Below are 16,783 nucleotides of genomic sequence, written 5' to 3'. Positions count from 1 at the left end.
CGTGGTCAGGAGTCCGGACGCGAACGCGCGAGAACCCGGCTCGTGTCCACGGTTGTGGAACACGGACCGGGTTCTCGTGGTCGTGATCAGTTGCCGGCTTGGGTAGCGCGTCGTTCGGCGATGGTCACGTCACCGGCCGCCCAATGGGTCGGCGGGCACTCGCGAAGTACGACCCGGATGGACTCGACCGGCGCTCCGATGGCGCGATGCGTCGCGTGTGTGAGCTCGTGGATGAGGTCGCGGAGTTGTTCCGGCGACCGTCCTTCTCCAATGGTCACGTCGATGAACGGCAAGGTCAGCCTCCTGAAAGCGAAATCGATCCGAGGTGGGTGAAGTGCGCCGCTACCCGTGCGCCCGGCGCCACCGGCACCGCGTCGGTCATACCACCGGTCAGCACGATCCAACCGGCCTCGATGGCCGCATCCCGCTCGGCGAGGGTGTTGGCAGCGAACGCCAACGCCTCCGCTGGGTGCCCCTGCACCGCAGCCCCCGTCGCACTGCTCACCACCTGACCGTCGACCTCCAGCAGGCAAGCCTCCAACGCCAGATCCAGGTCCTCGGGTCGCAGACCGACCGAACCGGTGACGTAGACACCCGATGAGTTGTTGTCGGCAACCGCATCGGCAAGCGTGAACTTGAAACCCGAGTAACGGCTGTCGATGATCTCGACACCAGCGTGCACACGATCGACCGCCGCCATCGCCGACGTCGCGGTGACACCCGGTCCGGCAAGCCGGTCTCGCATGACGAACGCGATCTCGGGCTCGGCCCGTGGATGGATCAGCCGAGACCGCGGAACCGGATCTCCGGCGGGCAGGACCATCGCGTCGGTCAGCCACGCCACCGAGGGCGCATCGACGCCCATCTGCCGCTGCTTCGCACGAGAGGTCAGCCCGAGTTTGACACCGGTCAGAACCTCCCCGCGCTGCACGCGACGCTGCAAAACCTCGTCCTGGATCGCGTAAGCGGTGCCCAGATCCAGCCCGTCCCACTCGGCCTCGATCGAACCGCGCGCAGTCGCGCTGCTCTCGGCATCGAGGAGGGCCCTGGCCCCGCGTGCCACGGACCATTCCCGCTCGGTTGTGCTCATACGGCCTGCTCCTCCTTCGCACCCAGGACTGCGGTGACGGTGCCCAGCCCGGCGGTCGTGCTGACCACCGTGTCGCCGGGTTCCATCGGAGTCGCCTTGGTCATCGAACCGGGCAAGATGACGTGGCCGGGTTCCAACGCCACGCCGTGCGGCCCGACCGTGTTCGCCAGCCAAACCAGCGAGTTCAGCGGAGATCCGAGAACCGCTCCCCCGGCACCGGTCTCGACCAGCTCGCCGTTGCGGTGCAGCGTGCACCCGACCAGGCGAAGATCCACATCGGCCAGTGCCACGGGACGGCTGCCCAGGATGACGCCCCCGGACGAGGCGTTGTCCGCTACCGTGTCCACGATCGAGATGTTCCAGTCGCTGATCCTGGAGTCCACGATCTCCAGCGCCGGCAGGACGAACTCTACGGCCCGAACGGCATCGGCGATCGTCACACCAGGGCCCTGCAACGTCTTCCCGAGCACGAAGGCCGTCTCGGGTTCGATGCGGGGTTGCAGGTAGGTGCTCGCCGGGATCGGCTCGTGCTCGAACTTGAACATCGACCTCGTCAGGTGCCCGAAGTCCGGCTGGTCAACGTTCATCTGGCGCTGGATGGCGCGCGAAGCCAGCCCCACCTTGTGGCCGCCGATCACATCGCCACGCCGGGTCCATTCCTCAACCTGCGCCTGCTGGATGGCATAGGCGTCGTCCAGATCGGCAGCGGGGTGATCGGCGATCACCGGATGAGTGGGTGATCCGCTCGCGTAAGCGGCGAGCAGCCTGTCCGCCGTCTTCGTGACCTCGTCGGCATCCATGTAGTCGGTCCTCGCGTTTCTGCGTGGTTCATTTGCGGTAGCGCCGGTTCCCCGATGGGACGGGGTGGATCCGGTTCTCGATCGACGAGCCGCCGGCCCCAGGTGGCTTCCTCGTCTCACATTCCGGCGGCGATGGGCAGCGCGGTGGGGTTGTCGCGGACGGCTGCGAGGGCCGGCGCCGGTCCGAAGTCCTCCGTCATGCGCTTGGAGGCATCGGAAGCGGCCGCCATCACGGCGCGCTTGATCTCGTTGCGCGCCGGAGTGAAGCGGCTCGCCGGCACGGTCATGCTGATCGCTGCCACCACGGCGCCCAAGTCATCGCGAACCGGCGCTGCCACGCAGTGCACCTCCTGCACCGCCTCACCCAGGTCGAACGCACAACCTGATCGGCGTACCGTCTCCAACTCCTGCTCGAGAGCCCTCGGGTTCGTGATCGTCGACGGCGTGAGCCTGCGAAGCGGCTTGTCCATGACGAAGCGACGGATCTCCTCCGGATCGCGGTGCGCGAGCAGAACCTTGCCCACCGCACTGCAGTGCGCGTCGAGCGCGGCCCCGATGCGCGCGCCGGTCACATTGATCACGTGGTTGCCGACGATCTTGTCGACGTAGAGCACTTTGTACCGCTCCATGACGGCAAGGTGGCTGGTCTCGCCGAAGCGGTCGGCCAGCTCCTGCAGCACGGGTGCGGCAACGGATCGCACATCGACGGTTCCGCGCAACGTCTCGCCCAGCTCCACGATCCGCCAGCCGATCCGGTAGCGACCGCGCGTGCGGCACTGGAGCAAGCCCGTCTCGACCAAGCTGGACAGCAGCGCGTGCGCGCTGGAACGGGGAACACCGATCCGTTCGGCGACCTCGGAGACGCCCCACTCGGGACGATCAATGGTGAACAGATCGAGCACCGGGCCGATCTTCTGGACAGTCTGCAACATCCGGCTGTCCTTTCCTGGGATCCAACGACGTTGTTGTCACATGCGAAGACGGTGGGTCCAGTTCGACTGAGCGGCTGAACCAGTCGTGCTGCCGTCGGCGCAACACCGAACGTATGTCGCAGGTCACGTTGCGACCGAGCCGGGAAACGCACGGCTGCTATCCAGGAAGCGCATGGCCGCGATGCCGCAGGTCAGAGGGCTGAGCCGAGTGCCTCGGATGGAGTGGTTCCGTAGGTGGCGCGATGATGCGCGGCGAACCGCCCGAGGTGCCCGAAGCCCCAGCGGTACGCGATCTCGGCGATGGTCGTGCGGTCCGGATCGGCGGTGATCAGTTCAGCGTGCGCGTGCCGCAGTCGGACATCGCGCAGGTACTCCATCGGTGTCGTCTGCAGGTGCCGTTGGAAGCTGACCTGCAATCCCCGGATGCTCATCCCCACCTGCGAGGCGATGTCGGACACGGTCAGAGCCTCGTCAGCGTGGTCCTCGATGAAATCCTGGGCGCACCGAACCACGGCGGGCACCGCTGCCGACGGTGGCTCGAGGACGTGCGCGAGGTGGGGATGCTCGGCGGCGAACAGGAGACCGGTGAGCAGGCTCTGCATCAGCGGCCGCATGACCAGGGCGTTGTTGAGTAGCGCAGCGCCGTCGTCGACGGCGGAGAACAGGTCCGTCACCGACCGTGCAACCGCCCACCACTCGCGACCGCGCCCCGCCGTGAGGTCCAGCGCCGAGGACAAACTGATCGGGCCACTCACCTTCGACCCGACGAGGTCACTCAACTGCGCCTCGAGCGCCGAGCGATCCACTTTCACACCGAGCAGGGGTTTCTCCTGCCCGAACCCCCGCATCGATGTCACGCCGTACGGGCGGAACAGCACCGCCCGCTGTGGCGACGCCACGACCTGGTCGGAACCTGACCAGCACTCCACCGAGCCCGCCAACGGTATGTTGACCTCGTACGCGGTCTCCATGTCGTCGGTCTCGATGTGAACGGGATCGCTGTAGCTGAGCATGCCCACAGTCACCGGCCCGTACGACACGGCCTTCAACCGCATGTCGAACGGCCGCGAATCTCCCAGCACCTCCAGGCGGTGAGGGAAGTAAACGGACGCGCCAAGACGCTGGGCGTCGTCGGTCGCGGTGCACCTGACCGCGACCGGCTCCAGCCTCGACTGCTCCATCGACAACCTCCGCTAACGGGCGGAATGACTCAGGTTATCAACAATACGAGCCCACCGTGACCCCCGTCACCACCCGCATGTCAACGCTGACATATGTGTCCGTTCTCGCAGGCCACATCAATTCAGCGACCCCTTCGATCGGTAAGCCCCCCGGCCCGTTCAGCCAGCACGAACCCGCGTGAGGCCCTCGGCCTGTCCGTCGCGGCGTACGAGGCCGGGGGCTGATGAAGGGATGTGTGACATTTGAGATCGCTTGCTGGTGGGCAGGCAGGGAAGGATGTTGCTGTGCCCAAGCCGTATCCCCGTGAGCACCACGCAGGCGATGGCACGGTCTACCTGTACGCGGGTCAAGGACGCGTGGTCGAACCGCATCGTGGGTTTCCATCGCCGACCGCATGGCGTCCCAGCTCGCCCTCGACGCGCGTCTACTCTGCGTGGGTCTCCGAATCCGACCAACGCGCGGCGACCTCGCTCGCCACCCGCATGCCCGTCCATGCCTTCACTCGATCGAGTCGAGCGGGCCAAGGACTACCCCGAAGCACCTTACGAGCAGATCGCGGCCAAGATCCGGCGCTCGGTCCTCGACGGTCGCCTCCGGCCGGGTGATCCCGCCCCCACACAGAAGCAGATCCAACGTGAGCACCACGTTTCCGCAGGTACGGCGAACCGATCCTGCGACAGTGGCACCTCGTCGAAGCCAGCCGCGGGCGCCGCGCGGTCCTCCTCTCTCCGCAGAAGTCTCAGCCTGTCGACGAGGCCCCCGACTCGGAGGAACGCGCATGGCCTGGGAACCGCTGTTCGCGCTGCGGCTGATCCATCTCGGCAGGCAAAGTCCGGTCGTTCATGGCAGAGGCAGACACCGACGATCCAGGCCAACTACATCGTCTTCTCCGTAACGCGGCGCGCCGTCTTGACCGACACACCGACCTCGCCGAGTACGAACTCCAAGTTCGCCTACCAGGCAACGACGAGCCGTTATTCACTTTCGCAGCTGTGTAGGACACCGACACGTCGTCGCCGGTCGAGGCGTGTTTCAACGGGTCGCTGACGCGTCAGCTGGCGAGACCGCGTGGGGTTCCGGTGTTGCGTCCGTTACTTCGCATAAGTACATGGCGCTTTTGGCACTCCCCGAAGTTGGGTTAGAGCTAGCCTCCGCTACACGTCAGTTCTTACTTCGGGTGGACCTGCCCGAAGCTACGCACACCCGAACAGGCCGACCGGTGGGGTTGGCTGATCCTGGCCGCCTACACCCAACTCCGCCTCGCCCACCGACTGGCCGCCGATCTACGGCGCCCCTGGAAACCTGCGCAACCAGATCGCCTCGCCCCTGCTCGGGTTCGTCACGGAGTTTCGGCACCTCCGCGCAAAGGCCGCCTGTCCCGCAGCGCACCGAAATCAACACGGCCCGGACCGGGACGGCACGGCCAACCGACCGTCGCAATGATGGGCCAGCCACCCGTCATGACGTGCGCGTCACAACCTCAACGACACCCCAAAGCCAAGTCGAGATCACCCCGACCACGCCGAACAGGTTAGAACTCAAGCTAGGACCGAAGACATGACTCGTTACGCCAGGGCTCCGCCGAGTACTGGCACCAACGACGAGGTGAGCACGAGCGTGAGTGCTCCGCCGAACCTGGTAGCGATCGTCGCAAAGGGAAGCAGATTCATCCGTTCTCCGGCTGAAAGTACGGCCACGTCGCCGGATCCGCCGGTGTCCGCCATCACGAGCCCCGGCACGATAGCCGATTCGACGAAGTAGAGTTTCAGCAGCCACCCCAACGCCCCGGCGACCAGCCCGGAAACCAGCACAGACGCCAGGATGAGCGCGATGAATCGAGGATCGTCGAAAGAATCGATGACCTGCGCGATGTCGATCTTGCTTACGGACATGGCCACCAGGAAGGCAGGAATGAGACCTCCGCACACCCAGTCACCCCATTGGGTACTGGCCTGTTCCAGGTTGGCAGGGAGCAGTCCGAGAAGCTTGATTGCCACGGCCACGAAGACCATCCAGGCATAGGTGTGAACGGCCGGGACCATGGAAGAGAGCATGGTCGCCACCACGAACACGACTCCGGAAAGCAGTAAGCCCTGGCACAAAGCGGGAAACTTCGCACTGGTAGCCACGTCCGGTTGCTCGAGATCCTCGCGCGTCCCCGTGACGCGAAGCAGTTTGCCATTCCCGCTGAACCCGACAAAGGTGCGACGCCTGCCTTTGCCCAGGCCGTTCAGCACGGAAGCGGCGATGATGCACACGACGTTGGCGACCAACAGTGCCGATACCAGCCCCGGGAAGAACGCGTCCGCATCGCCGCCCGTGCTGTCGGCATACATTTCGCTCATCGGGATAGCCCCGATCGGGAGCCCGCCGGCCATCACGGGAGCCGCGACAAGAAGCACCGCTTTGCCGAACCCGTAGCCAATCACAGCGCCGACCATGCCGATCACGGTGAACACACCGGCGATAGTGCCGATGACCGGAACCACGAAGCGAATGCCGGCCTTCAGGATCAGACGCCGAGGCATACCCAAGATCGCGCCCACGATGATCGCGACGAGGATGAAGTCCATCGCGCCCTGCTCCTCGACGAAGGAGTCGAACAGCGCCGTGACGCTGGCGGGCATGACATCGAAATAGACCAAGGTCGCCGGTACGAACAGACACAGGATGATCGGCAGACCGAAGTCCCGCAAGACAGGAACACGCTGCCCCAGCCACATCAACAATCCAGACACGACCATGGACGCGGCGAAACCGCTTACCAGGGTGTTGGGAAGGGTGTCGGTGATGGCCGCAAGCAGGACGACGCTCAAGGCCATTGCGAAATGCACGACGGGAAGGCCCGCGATCGTCATGCCGTGCTTCGGCTCCGTCGGCTCGAGCGAAGACTCCGCGTCCCCGTGACCGCCGTTGCGGCCGGGCGTGTCCGATAGCTCGTCGCCGCGACCAGTCTGTTTTCTGGACATGATGGTCTCCGTAGGGACGAAGGGTTCCCTGCCGCCTGGATCAACGAGCGTTGGAGGCAGAGCTGGGCTTAGAGATACTCTCGAGGTCGGCCTGAGCCTGTGCGAGCGCGCTGCGGTAGGCGGCGACGTTGTCGATCTTTATCTGCTCATAACCACGGATTTGATCGGGAAGCTCGGCCAGTTCGACGACCGTGGTCAGGCTGTCCGGGGTCAGGTACTGAAGGGCGTCGTCGATCGCCGCGCGGTACTCGGTGATGAGCTCACGCTCCATACGTCGCACCGGATGCCGTCCGAAGATGTCGAACCCCGTGCCGCGCAGGCGACGCGCATTCCGCAACAGCGTGAAGATCGATCGCGACCTGGCACCGAAGCCGATCTTCCTGCTCATGCCCATCGCGCGCAGCATCGGCGGATGCAGCTGCACCTGATAGCGGGCATCCGCGCCGAACTCCTGGGCTACCGTCTCGTCGAGGTGGGATCGGAGGACGAGGCGGGCGATCTCGTATTCGTCCTTGTAGGCCATCAGTTTGTAGAGATTCCGTGCCACGGCCTCGGCAACCGCAGTCGATCCCGGGACGGCGGCATTTTCGCGCTCTCGGACCCGCGCGACGAAGTTCGCGTAGACGCGGGCGTAACCAGTATCTGCGTAGTCGGCGAGGTCAGGCACCCGTACATTGAGCAGCCGAGCCAGTTCCGTCCCGGGAGCTGCTCCGGCCAGTGCGACGACGTCGCTCACGTCCGGGAGTTCAAGGGGCTGCGACACACGCTGTGGCCGTATCGAACTCTCGACCGACGCGGGATCGCAGACCAACTGGCGCCCCCGCCGGAACGCCTGGATATTGGTCTCGGCCGCCGCACCGTTGAGTGAGATGGCGTGTTCCATCGCCTTCGCGCTGACGGGGAGTCGGCCGAGTTGCCACGCGACGCCGACGAGCAACATATTGGCGTACTGCTCGTGGCCGAACAGCGACTCGGCGAGTTTCGCGGCATCCACCTCCAGTTTCCGTCGTGCGACCGACTCCAAGGAGTCGCTAACCAGACCGGCGCTCGGGAAACGGATCCCGGTGTCGACCACCATCTGTCCGGTGGGCACTTCCGCGGTTGAAGCCACCACGGTGGTACGCCCGGGGTCGGCGCCTTTAAGATTCGTGGGGTCGGTGCCGACCAGACTGTCGCAGACCAGATAGAGATCGCATTCCGACTCCGGGATCTTCGAGGCGACCTCGCGGTGGGTGATGCGGATGTCGGATACGACGGCGCCGCCCTTCTGCGCCAGCCCGGTTTGGTCCAGGCAGCGGACGTCCCGTCCATCGATCACGGCCGCTGTGGCGATGATCTGCGCGATGGTTACCACTCCGGTCCCACCGATTCCGGTGATCCGCAGGTTGTAGTCGGTGGTGTCGACCTGTGCCGGTTCTTCGGGCTCGGTCAGGATCTCCGCGGTAATGTCGGCCGCCCGGGTCCGCTTCGGCTTCTCCTTGCCCACGGTGATGGTCACGAAGGAGGGGCAGTCTCCCTTCATGCACGAATAGTCGAGGTTGCACGACGATTGATGGATACGCGTCTTGCGGCCAAATTCGGTCTCCACTGGGCGTACCGACATGCAGTTCGACTTCTCACCGCAGTCGCCACAGCCCTCACAGATCCGTTCGTTGATCATGACTCGCGTCCGTGGCGTCTCGGCGAGACCGCGCTTGCGCTTACGCCGCGTCTCCGCCGCGCACTCTTGATCGTGGATGAGCACGGTCACACCAGGCACCGCCGACAGCTCCTGCTGGATGTGGACTACGTCGTCGCGATCACGGACTTCCACGGCCGACGGCAAACCTTGTCGCCGAGCACGTCGCGGATCCTCGGAGGTCACGACGACCTTGCTCACTCCCTCGGCCAGCAAAAGCCGCGTCAAGCGCGACAACGACAGTTCACCGACCGGATCTTGACCACCGGTCATCGCAACCGTCGCGTTGTACAAAAGCTTGTACGTGATGTTGGCGCCCGAAGCGACCGCCGCGCGCAGGGCGAGGCTGCCGGAGTGGGTGAATGTCCCGTCGCCGATGTTTTGGACGAAGTGGTTGTGGGCGACGAACGGAGCGATCCCCAGCCATTGGCTCCCCTCACCGCCCATCTGGGTCAGCCCGAGAACTTGTCCCGTTTGCTTGTCGTCGGTGAACAGCACCATGGCATGGCACCCGATGCCGCCGCCGACGATCGTGTCCTCGGGGACCTTGGTGGAGCTGTTGTGCGGGCACCCTGAGCAGAAGTACGGCGTGCGGGCGAGCAACGGCAAGGCGGTACGGGTCCGCGGTCGTTTCTCTCTCCACTCCAACGCGGACTCGATGCCGTGAACGTCCCCGAGCCGGCGTGCGAGTGCCGTCGCGACCTGATCGGCATCCAGCTCGCCCACCGGGCTCACCAACTCGCGGCCGCGATCGTCAACCTTGCCGAGCACCCGCGGAGCATCCGGGACGCCGTAGAGCACGTTGCGAATGGCGTCCTCCAGGAAGGGTCGCTTCTCTTCGACCACGACGATCTCCTGGAGTCCCCGCGCGAACTCCCGGATCTCGGCGTGGTCCAACGGCCAGATCATGGCGAGGTGCAGCAGCCGGATGCCTCGCTTTTCCAACTCTTCCTGACTGAGCCCGAGGCGATCCAGAGCGTCGCGAACGTCCAGGTAGGTCTTGCCGGCGCAGACCAGACCGACGCGGTCATCGGAGGTGTGTGCCAGCATCCGGTTGAGGTTATGGGCCGAGGCGTACTCGAGCGCCCGCGGCAGTCGTTGCGAGACTTGACTCCGCTCGAGGGTGACCAGGTTGGAGCCGCCTAGCATCGCGTCGGGCCGGTGTCGGTCACCGGCCGACAGCACGGTGGGTCTCGTCGATGTGCCTTCCCCCGGCAGACTGGCTGTGCACGCGCCGTCAGCCACTGCGGTGGTGATCTTCATCGCCGACCACAGTCCGGTGTGGCGCGACATTTCGACGGCGTGTCTGCCCAGGCCGAGCACGTCCTCTGCGTCGGCCGGATAGAGAGTCGGCATCTGCAGGTCGGCCAGCGCGAGTTCGGAACTGCCCGGCAACGACGAGGACTTGCCGGCCGGATCGTCACCGACCAGCGCCACGGCACCGCCCCGGGGATGGGTGCCGATGAGGTTCGCATGGCGCAACGCGTCGGAGGCCCGGTCGAGGCCGGGTGTCTTGCCGTACCAGTACCCGGTCACGCCGTCCACCTGCAGATCGCCGGCCTGGTCCGCCAGCTGCGAGCCCATCACAGAGGTGGCCGCCAACTCCTCGTTCACGCCAGGGAGATGGACGTGATCGAGATCGGCGAAAAGATCGGCTCTCCGGGACAGCTCCATGTCATACCCTGCCAGCGGAGATCCCTCGTAGCCGGACACAAGCGAGCCGGTCCGCATTCCGCGCCGCCGGTCGGCCAGCGCGTTGTCACGCACGAGCCGGACCAGCGCTTGGATTCCGGTGAGATAGGCCGTGCCCTCTCGGAGCGTGTATCGATCGTCGAGCGAGAAGCTCATGAGTCCTCCCGGATCAGTCCGCAACTCGAGTCGAGCGCGTGGCCCGCACGAGCTCGTCGAGGTCGGTCGCGTCGGCGATGGTCGCCATGAGGCGTTCCTCGCGGTCGTGCGCCGTCAGACACCGCTCGGCCACGGTCGGCACGAGCTGGTGGGGGATGATGCAGATCCCATCGAGGTCGCCCACGATGTGATCACCCGGCCTGACCGGTCGCCCACCGATGTTGACGACGTCGTTGAGCGCGATCGCCTCCACGCGGTGACGCGCTGCCAGCGGGGTTCGGTGCCGGCTCCAGACGGGCAGTCCGGAGTCGACGATCGCGGTGGCATCCCTGACCGCGCCGTCCACCACACAGCCGGCAACTCCCGCGGTCAACGCCCATTGAGCGGACAGGCCACCCATGACGGCGGAGGTCACTCCCCCGCAGTCCACCACGGCGACGTCACCGGGGCTCGCGACAGCGTACAAGTCTCGATCTCCAGCGAGGACGCTCGCGCCCGCGGCCCGGTGGATACCGGGCTCGCCCTGCACCCCGACATAGCGCAGCGTGACGGCCGGTCCGCACACCCGCATGTTGGGTGCCAGCGGAGCGACAGCTCTGGTACCGAGCACGGCGCCGGCGCCGAGTTCGTCCAGAGCATCGGCCACGAGCGCCGTCAGGCCCGGCAGATCGGCCCACGTCTCCAGTATGGACGGATCGTGCCGCGGCACCTCTGTGGTTCGTATCCGTTCAGTCTCGACCTGACCGAAGAGCCTACGCTGGATACGATCCGATTCGGACGGTGTGGTGATCAACTGTCACCCCCGCTGGTTTCACGCGGCTTCGTGGCTCGACGGCGTGTCTCGAACGCGGCAATCTCGGCCGCGTACTCGAGGGTGAGGTCGATTTCGTCCAACCCGCGCATCACTCGCTGGCGGAAGTGTTCGGGGTACGCAAAGTTGTAACTGGACTCGCCGCACCGAACTTGAAGACGCTCCACATCGATCTCGAGTCGCTTCCCGGGATCATGCTCCAGACTGTCCCACAGTTCTTCGACCTCGACTTCCGCCATCTCACCGGCGACAAGGCCGTTCTCGGCCGCGTTGCCGCGGAAGATGTCCCCGAAACGGGGCGCCAGCACGACCCGGAAGCCGTAGTTGACGAGTGCCCATACCGCCCACTCGCGAGATGACCCTGTGCCGAAGTCCCTGCCGGCGACGAGCACCGAGGCGCCCTTGTAAATCGGAAGATTGAGCACGAACTCCGGATCCTCACGCCAGTCGGCCATCAACGCATCCTGATGCCCCATCCGACTCTGCGGAGCGTTAAGGATACGCTGTGCAGGATAAAGCTGATCGGTGTCCACATTATCCCGTCGGAGCGGGACGGCGATACCTGTGTGTGTTATCAGAGGTGTCAATCTTCATCCTTGGAGATCGCTCGGAGCGGCGAGGTGCCCCGCAACTGCGGTGGCGGCCGCGACTGCCGGTGAGACGACATGGGTACGCACTCCCGGGCCCTGCCGACCCTCGAAGTTGCGATTGTTGGTCGAGGCTGTGCGCACCCCCGGAGCGAGCACCTCACCGTTGATCGCCACACACATCGAGCACCCCGAGCTACGCAACGGGACCCCGGCTGCGGAAAAGATCTCCGCGAGGCCCTCCGCGACCGCCTGACGACGTACCGCCTCTGAGCCCGGCGACAGATGAACCCTGAGAGTGGGTGCCACCTGACGGCCCCGCCAAATTTCCGCGACCTGTCGGAGGTCCTCGATCCGCCCATTGGTGCAGGACCCGATGAACACCGCATCGATCGGAATCGACCGCATCGGCGTTCCCGGCTTGAGATCCATGTAGGTCAGCGCCCGCTCGGCCGCCGATCGCTCTACCGGGTCCTGAAAGGAATCCGGAGCCGGGACGGTATCTCCCAGGGTGACGGTCTGTCCGGGGTTGGTTCCCCAGCTGACCCGTGGGCTCACCTCTTTTGCGTCGAGGTAGACCTCGCGGTCGAAGACCACGTCCTCGTCCGAGACGAACTGCTCCCAGTACTCCCGTTCGGCCTCGAAAGCCTCGCCTGCTGGGACGTACTCCCGTCCGGCGAGATAGGCGAACGTGACCTCGTCCGGCGCGACGAGACCGGCACGGGCCCCCGCTTCGATACTCATGTTGCACAGCGTCATCCGCGCTTCCATCGACATGGCACGGACTGTCGACCCTTGGTACTCGATCACATGTCCCTGTCCCCCCGCGGTGCCGATCTTCGCGATCACCGCCAGGGCAACGTCCTTCGCCGAGACGTCGGCGGGGAGCACACCCTCGATCGTGATTCGCATGTTCTTCATCCGGGTCATCGGCAGCGTCTGGGTCGCCAATACGTGCTCGACCTGGCTGGTACCGATACCGAACGCGAGCGCCCCCATCGCACCGTGGGTCGTCGTGTGGGAGTCGCAGCACACGATCGTCGTACCCGGCTGAGAAAGCCCCATCTCGGGGCCGATGACGTGCACAATTCCTCTGGACTCGTGGCCCAACTCGAACAGCTCGATGCCGAACTCGTCGCAGTTGCGACGCATACTGTTGACGAAGTTCTCGGCCACAGTGCCCCGCAGATCCGACCCGGTGTCGATGGTCGGGGTGACGTGATCCTCCGTGCCCAACGTGAGCTCGGGACGACGCACGGCGCGCTGCTTGGCCCGAAGACTGTCAAACGCGACCGGAGTGTTCGCCTCGTGAAGCAAATGCATGTCGATGTAAAGCAGGTCTCGGCCGGCGTCGTCAGTCCTGACGACGTGCGCGTCCCAGATCTTGTCGGCCGCGGTCTTCGCCATGTCGGCTTCCTTGTCGACGAGGTTCCTCGGAGCACCATCACGCCGAGATATATCACCAGTATTCCGATGATGTCCTCATCATATGGACCGATCCGCATCACATGTCAAGGGAGCGGTACCCTGTTTTTGACCTGACCGCGAACGAAAGGCAGGCACGTGGCCATGACGGACCCCAGCCTCCCGTCGCATGCCGGTCGCGCACGCCAATCGATGACCGAACGCGTCTACGAGGCCATCAAGCGCGAGATTCTGACGGTGCGCCGTCGCCCCGAAAGCCCACTACTCGAACACGAACTGGCCACGGAGTACGGCGTCTCCAAGACCCCCGTACGCGAGGCGTTACGCCACCTGGTGCACGAGGGCTGGGTGCTAGTCCTGCCCCGCAAGGGCTACATGGTTCAGCCTCTGCGCTTCGACGACGTCCGGGAGATCTTCGCACTGCGTCAACTCATCGAGCCCTACTTGGTAGTGGAGGCTGCGAAACGGGCGAGCCCGGAAGGGCTCGACCATCTGGAGAGTTTCGTAGACGCCCAGGAGCGAGCCACCGACCACGAGACCGCAATGGAAGCTGCCGCGGCTTTCCACCTCGGCATTGCAGAACTCGCCGCCAATCAACGAGCTTCCCGGATACTCACGGGTCTCATTGACGAGGCGCGGCGGATGTACTACCTGGCGCCCAAACTGGACAGTCGACTGCACGAGCAGGCGGAATTCACCGACCACCGTGAGCTCGTGAACGCAATGCGGCGTCAGGACATCGCCCAAGCGCACGCCGTCATGGAGCGCCACTCCCAGGAATCGTTGCGCCAAAAACTCGAAGGGCTGGCCGACTTCTGAACCGGCGGTACCCGAGTGCCATCGCGTTGCGCGGCGGTACCCGCATCAGGAGGACGCTGTTCCAGGTCTGGCGACGTCGAAGCCTTCACGGCATCGCGGGCGTGGCGTTTGTCCTCGGCGTTCCAGATCTCGGCCAGCACCTTCTTCGCCGCCGGGTGGGCGGACTTCGGCAGCGCGGCCAGCACGTTGGCGATCTTGTGGAACTAGCAGCCTTGCTCGCGGGTCTCGGGAAACCTCCCGCAGCGCGCCCCAGAACCCGAGGCCGCCATCCCCGACGGCGAGCACAAGGGCGCGAATGCCGCAGCGTTTGCAGTCCCGCAGCACGTCGGCCCACGATTCGGTCGATACGCGGTAACCATCGGCCAGGCTGATGAGCTCCGGCGACGTCGCGATCACCGGCTCTGGTGGGCTGTTGCCGGCTCGGTCCCGAGACCACGCTGGAGCGTGGTCTCGGGACCGAGCTGACCGGCCATCTGGGTCACGAGAAGGGCGAGCCGGCCGCGGTGAAGCGCCCGAACTCTCGCAATGGCACAACATCGAAGACGATCGAGTCGGAGGTCGGCTCGTTCACCGTCGACGTGCCCGGAGACCGGGCCGGGACCATTACCCCGCGTCTTATCCGGAAAGGTCAACGCCGGTTGGACGGGCTTGATGACATGATCATCAACCTCTACGCAGGCGGAATGACGGTGCGGGAGATCGAGCACCACCTCGTTCAGCCGGCGGAGGTGCAGGCTTGTGCGTGTTGCTGCTGCAGTGCCCGGTAGTCCGACGCGTTGCGCAGGTTGGCCGCGCGTTCGTCGTCGGTGAGTTCCCGCCGGACCTTAGCGGGAACCCCCGCGACGAGCGAGCGGGACGGGATCTCCGTGCCGTGAGGGACGACGGCACCGGCCGCAATGAGGGAGCCGCGACCGATGACCGCGCCGTTGAGGACCACGGCACCCATGCCGATCAGGCAGTCGTCCTCGACGGTGCAGCCGTGCAGCACGGCGCGGTGGCCCACGCTGACCCCGTTCCCGATCGTGACCGGGTAACCGGGGTCGGCATGGACGATGGTGCCGTCCTGGACGTTACTGCCCTCGCCGACAGCGATCGCGTCGAAATCGGCACGGAGCACGGCGGTGTACCAGGCACTGCTCTCGGCACGCATCGTGACCGCACCGACGACCACAGCGTCCGGTGCCACCCACGCCGAGGGATCGATGGTGGGCCGGGTGCCATTGATCTCCATATCGGGTTTCCTTTCTGGTTCGTGACCGGTCAGAACACGGGCACGAGGAGCGTGACGAGCAGCAGGGTCACCATTCCGCCGATGCGGGTGGCGAACTGCGCAAACGGCATGAGGTGAATCCGCTCGGCGGCGCTGAGCATCGCCACGTCACCGCTTCCTCCACTGTCGGCCATGGCCAGTCCCGGGGTGATGGAGGCTTCGACGAAGTTGAGCTTCGCAAGCCAGCCGAGCAGACCCGCGAGCAGTGCCGAGCAGACCACCGACCCGACCGTCAGCGCCAGGAACAGCGGGTCGGCCAACGCGGCGAGGACGTCGTCGATGCTGATGTAGCTCAGGCTCACGCACACGAGAAGCATGGGCAGCCAGATCGACGTCGCGAGCCCGTTCCAGGACGCCGCGGCATCCTCGATCCGTTTCGGCAGCAACCCGAAGATCTTCACCACTGCGGCCAGCAGGATCGACCAGGCGAGTTCGTCCACATCGGGAACGAGCCCGTTCAGCAGCACGCCGGCGACGAGCAGCAGGCAGGCGATGAGAACGCCCTGCCCGATGGCGGTGAAATCGGCGCGGGCGGGCGACTTCGGCAGCGCGAGCTCGGAGGCATTGCCGCGCACCCGCAGCAGTTGCCCGTTACCGTTGAACCCGACGAAGAGCCGCTTGCGCTTGCCGACGCCGTTAAAGATGCCGGCGATGAGGATGCAGACGGTGTTGGCGAGCACGACCGCCGACATCAGCATCCCCATGTAGCCGGACGGGTCGCCACCGAACTCGCCCGCGTACAGGTCGGACATGGGGACGGCACCGATGCCGAGCCCGCCCGCCATCGTGGGTGCAGCGACGTAGAACAACCCTTCCCGGAAGCCGAACCCGGTGATGGCACCGAGGCCGCCGACGATGAACAACGTCAGCGTGATGCAGCCCAGCAGCGGCACCACCAGGCGCGGACCGGCCTGGAGCAGGAGCTTGCGCGGCATGCCGAGGATGCTGCCTGCGACGATGGCGATCACGAAGAAGTCGATGAAGCCGAAATCGCCGGTGAACGTCGCGATCGTGTCGACGACGGATGTCGGCACGAGGCCCCCGTGGGCGAGCGCGGCGGGCACGAGAATGCACAACATGACCGACAGGCCGAAGTCGCGGAGCACCGGAACAAGGTTGCCGAGCCACATCAACAGCCCGCCCAACGTCATCGCCACCGCGAAGCCGGTGACCATCGGGGGTGGCAGTGTGTCGGTGAGTGCGGCGACGACGACGAGCACGAACCCGGCGGCGAAGACGGCGACCGGCAGGCCTGCGATCGTCGAATGATCGGGTTTGTCGGGCTTGTCGGTGGATGTGTCCGGCTCGGTTGCGGGACTGGCGTGGGTGGAACGGGAATTCTGGGTAACCATAGCGCGTCCTTGAGCATGGT

The 16,783-nt window shown here is 65.5% G+C and carries 14 protein-coding genes and 2 pseudogenes; 3 read left to right on the top strand and 13 right to left on the bottom strand.

Going from position 1 to position 16,783, the window contains the following annotated elements; genetic code table 11:
* Nucleotides 1-86: 86 nt before the first annotated feature.
* The 5 genes from LY40_RS18130 to LY40_RS18110 all read right to left on the bottom strand — a co-directional run bounded on the left by LY40_RS18130 (nucleotide 87) and on the right by LY40_RS18110 (nucleotide 4,003).
* The gene (locus LY40_RS18130) at nucleotides 87-278 is read right to left on the bottom strand and encodes a tautomerase family protein (RefSeq protein WP_258937838.1); all 192 of its coding nucleotides are present in this window, start codon (nucleotides 276-278) and stop codon (nucleotides 87-89) included.
* 17 nt (nucleotides 279-295) lie between these two features.
* Nucleotides 296-1,090 carry a 2-keto-4-pentenoate hydratase gene (locus tag LY40_RS18125; protein WP_258937534.1) on the bottom strand — a complete coding sequence of 265 codons (795 nt, stop codon included), beginning with the start codon at nucleotides 1,088-1,090 and terminating at the stop codon, nucleotides 296-298.
* The gene (locus LY40_RS18120; protein ID WP_258937533.1) at nucleotides 1,087-1,890 is read right to left on the bottom strand and encodes a 2-keto-4-pentenoate hydratase; all 804 of its coding nucleotides are present in this window, start codon (nucleotides 1,888-1,890) and stop codon (nucleotides 1,087-1,089) included. The genes LY40_RS18125 and LY40_RS18120 overlap by 4 nt, the downstream gene beginning before the upstream one ends.
* A 116-nt stretch (nucleotides 1,891-2,006) precedes the next feature.
* On the bottom strand, nucleotides 2,007-2,822 hold the full coding sequence (locus LY40_RS18115) for an IclR family transcriptional regulator (protein ID WP_307876959.1): 816 nt from the start codon (nucleotides 2,820-2,822) through the stop codon (nucleotides 2,007-2,009).
* A gap of 191 nt (nucleotides 2,823-3,013) precedes the next feature.
* Nucleotides 3,014-4,003 (bottom strand): AraC family transcriptional regulator, encoded by a 990-nt coding sequence (locus LY40_RS18110; protein WP_258937531.1) that lies wholly within the window; start codon nucleotides 4,001-4,003, stop codon nucleotides 3,014-3,016.
* Between the two features lie 277 nt (nucleotides 4,004-4,280).
* On the opposite strand from LY40_RS18110, the gene LY40_RS26560 reads away from it, so the two are divergent.
* Nucleotides 4,281-5,051 carry a GntR family transcriptional regulator gene (locus LY40_RS26560; protein ID WP_372497758.1) on the top strand — a complete coding sequence of 257 codons (771 nt, stop codon included), beginning with the start codon at nucleotides 4,281-4,283 and terminating at the stop codon, nucleotides 5,049-5,051.
* A gap of 518 nt (nucleotides 5,052-5,569) precedes the next feature.
* On the opposite strand, the gene LY40_RS18105 is transcribed toward LY40_RS26560, so the two are convergent.
* The 5 genes from LY40_RS18105 to leuC all read right to left on the bottom strand — a co-directional run bounded on the left by LY40_RS18105 (nucleotide 5,570) and on the right by leuC (nucleotide 13,304).
* Nucleotides 5,570-6,973: a 2-hydroxycarboxylate transporter family protein gene (locus tag LY40_RS18105; RefSeq protein WP_258937530.1), complete on the bottom strand. Its 1,404-nt coding sequence runs from the start codon at nucleotides 6,971-6,973 to the stop codon at nucleotides 5,570-5,572.
* Nucleotides 6,974-7,013: 40 nt separating this feature from the next.
* Complete coding sequence (locus tag LY40_RS18100) at nucleotides 7,014-10,499, bottom strand: indolepyruvate ferredoxin oxidoreductase family protein (protein ID WP_258937529.1); 3,486 nt, start codon at nucleotides 10,497-10,499, stop codon at nucleotides 7,014-7,016.
* A 13-nt stretch (nucleotides 10,500-10,512) separates the two neighbouring features.
* Nucleotides 10,513-11,208, bottom strand: a complete 696-nt coding sequence (locus tag LY40_RS18095; RefSeq protein WP_258937528.1) for an RraA family protein — start codon at nucleotides 11,206-11,208, stop codon at nucleotides 10,513-10,515.
* A gap of 80 nt (nucleotides 11,209-11,288) precedes the next feature.
* On the bottom strand, nucleotides 11,289-11,897 hold the full coding sequence (gene leuD, locus LY40_RS18090; protein WP_258937527.1) for a 3-isopropylmalate dehydratase small subunit: 609 nt from the start codon (nucleotides 11,895-11,897) through the stop codon (nucleotides 11,289-11,291).
* Between the two features lie 3 nt (nucleotides 11,898-11,900).
* Nucleotides 11,901-13,304 (bottom strand): 3-isopropylmalate dehydratase large subunit, encoded by a 1,404-nt coding sequence (gene leuC, locus LY40_RS18085; RefSeq protein ID WP_258937526.1) that lies wholly within the window; start codon nucleotides 13,302-13,304, stop codon nucleotides 11,901-11,903.
* 162 nt (nucleotides 13,305-13,466) lie between these two features.
* On the opposite strand from leuC, the gene LY40_RS18080 reads away from it, so the two are divergent.
* Entirely contained in the window at nucleotides 13,467-14,141 is a 675-nt protein-coding gene (locus LY40_RS18080) for a GntR family transcriptional regulator (RefSeq protein WP_258937837.1), read from the top strand.
* A gap of 80 nt (nucleotides 14,142-14,221) precedes the next feature.
* Here the strand turns inward: LY40_RS18080 and LY40_RS18075 are convergent.
* Nucleotides 14,222-14,519 (bottom strand): annotated as a pseudogene (locus LY40_RS18075) (transposase); the annotation flags it as partial.
* Between LY40_RS18075 and LY40_RS18070 the strand changes: the two are divergent.
* Nucleotides 14,512-14,854 (top strand): annotated as a pseudogene (locus LY40_RS18070) (transposase); the annotation flags it as partial. The pseudogenes LY40_RS18075 and LY40_RS18070 overlap by 8 nt on opposite strands.
* 2 nt (nucleotides 14,855-14,856) lie before the next feature.
* Here the strand turns inward: LY40_RS18070 and LY40_RS18065 are convergent.
* Both LY40_RS18065 and LY40_RS18060 read right to left on the bottom strand, forming a co-directional pair.
* Nucleotides 14,857-15,372, bottom strand: a complete 516-nt coding sequence (locus LY40_RS18065; RefSeq protein ID WP_258937525.1) for a gamma carbonic anhydrase family protein — start codon at nucleotides 15,370-15,372, stop codon at nucleotides 14,857-14,859.
* Nucleotides 15,373-15,401: 29 nt separating this feature from the next.
* Nucleotides 15,402-16,763, bottom strand: a complete 1,362-nt coding sequence (locus LY40_RS18060) for a 2-hydroxycarboxylate transporter family protein (RefSeq protein ID WP_258937524.1) — start codon at nucleotides 16,761-16,763, stop codon at nucleotides 15,402-15,404.
* Nucleotides 16,764-16,783 lie beyond the last annotated feature (20 nt).

This window comes from Prauserella salsuginis, from assembly GCF_024648885.1.
GTDB classification, from domain to species: Bacteria; Actinomycetota; Actinomycetes; order Mycobacteriales; family Pseudonocardiaceae; genus Prauserella; species Prauserella salsuginis.
Note: the sequence above shows the minus strand (reverse complement) of the source record. Positions and strands in the feature narration are given on the sequence as shown.

Bases quoted from the DNA above. Each gene is read 5' to 3' on its own strand.
- LY40_RS18060 (WP_258937524.1), bottom strand. From the start codon at position 16,763: ATGGTTACCCAGAATTCCCGTTCCACCCACGCCAGTCCCGCAACCGAG.
- LY40_RS18100 (WP_258937529.1), bottom strand. From the start codon at position 10,499: ATGAGCTTCTCGCTCGACGATCGATACACGCTCCGAGAGGGCACGGCC.
- LY40_RS18110 (WP_258937531.1), bottom strand. From the start codon at position 4,003: ATGGAGCAGTCGAGGCTGGAGCCGGTCGCGGTCAGGTGCACCGCGACC.
- LY40_RS18125 (WP_258937534.1), bottom strand. From the start codon at position 1,090: ATGAGCACAACCGAGCGGGAATGGTCCGTGGCACGCGGGGCCAGGGCC.
- LY40_RS26560 (WP_372497758.1), top strand. From the start codon at position 4,281: ATGTTGCTGTGCCCAAGCCGTATCCCCGTGAGCACCACGCAGGCGATG.
- LY40_RS18115 (WP_307876959.1), bottom strand. From the start codon at position 2,822: ATGTTGCAGACTGTCCAGAAGATCGGCCCGGTGCTCGATCTGTTCACC.
- leuC (WP_258937526.1), bottom strand. From the start codon at position 13,304: ATGGCGAAGACCGCGGCCGACAAGATCTGGGACGCGCACGTCGTCAGG.
- LY40_RS18065 (WP_258937525.1), bottom strand. From the start codon at position 15,372: ATGGAGATCAATGGCACCCGGCCCACCATCGATCCCTCGGCGTGGGTG.
- LY40_RS18120 (WP_258937533.1), bottom strand. From the start codon at position 1,890: ATGGATGCCGACGAGGTCACGAAGACGGCGGACAGGCTGCTCGCCGCT.
- LY40_RS18105 (WP_258937530.1), bottom strand. From the start codon at position 6,973: ATGTCCAGAAAACAGACTGGTCGCGGCGACGAGCTATCGGACACGCCC.
- LY40_RS18080 (WP_258937837.1), top strand. From the start codon at position 13,467: ATGACGGACCCCAGCCTCCCGTCGCATGCCGGTCGCGCACGCCAATCG.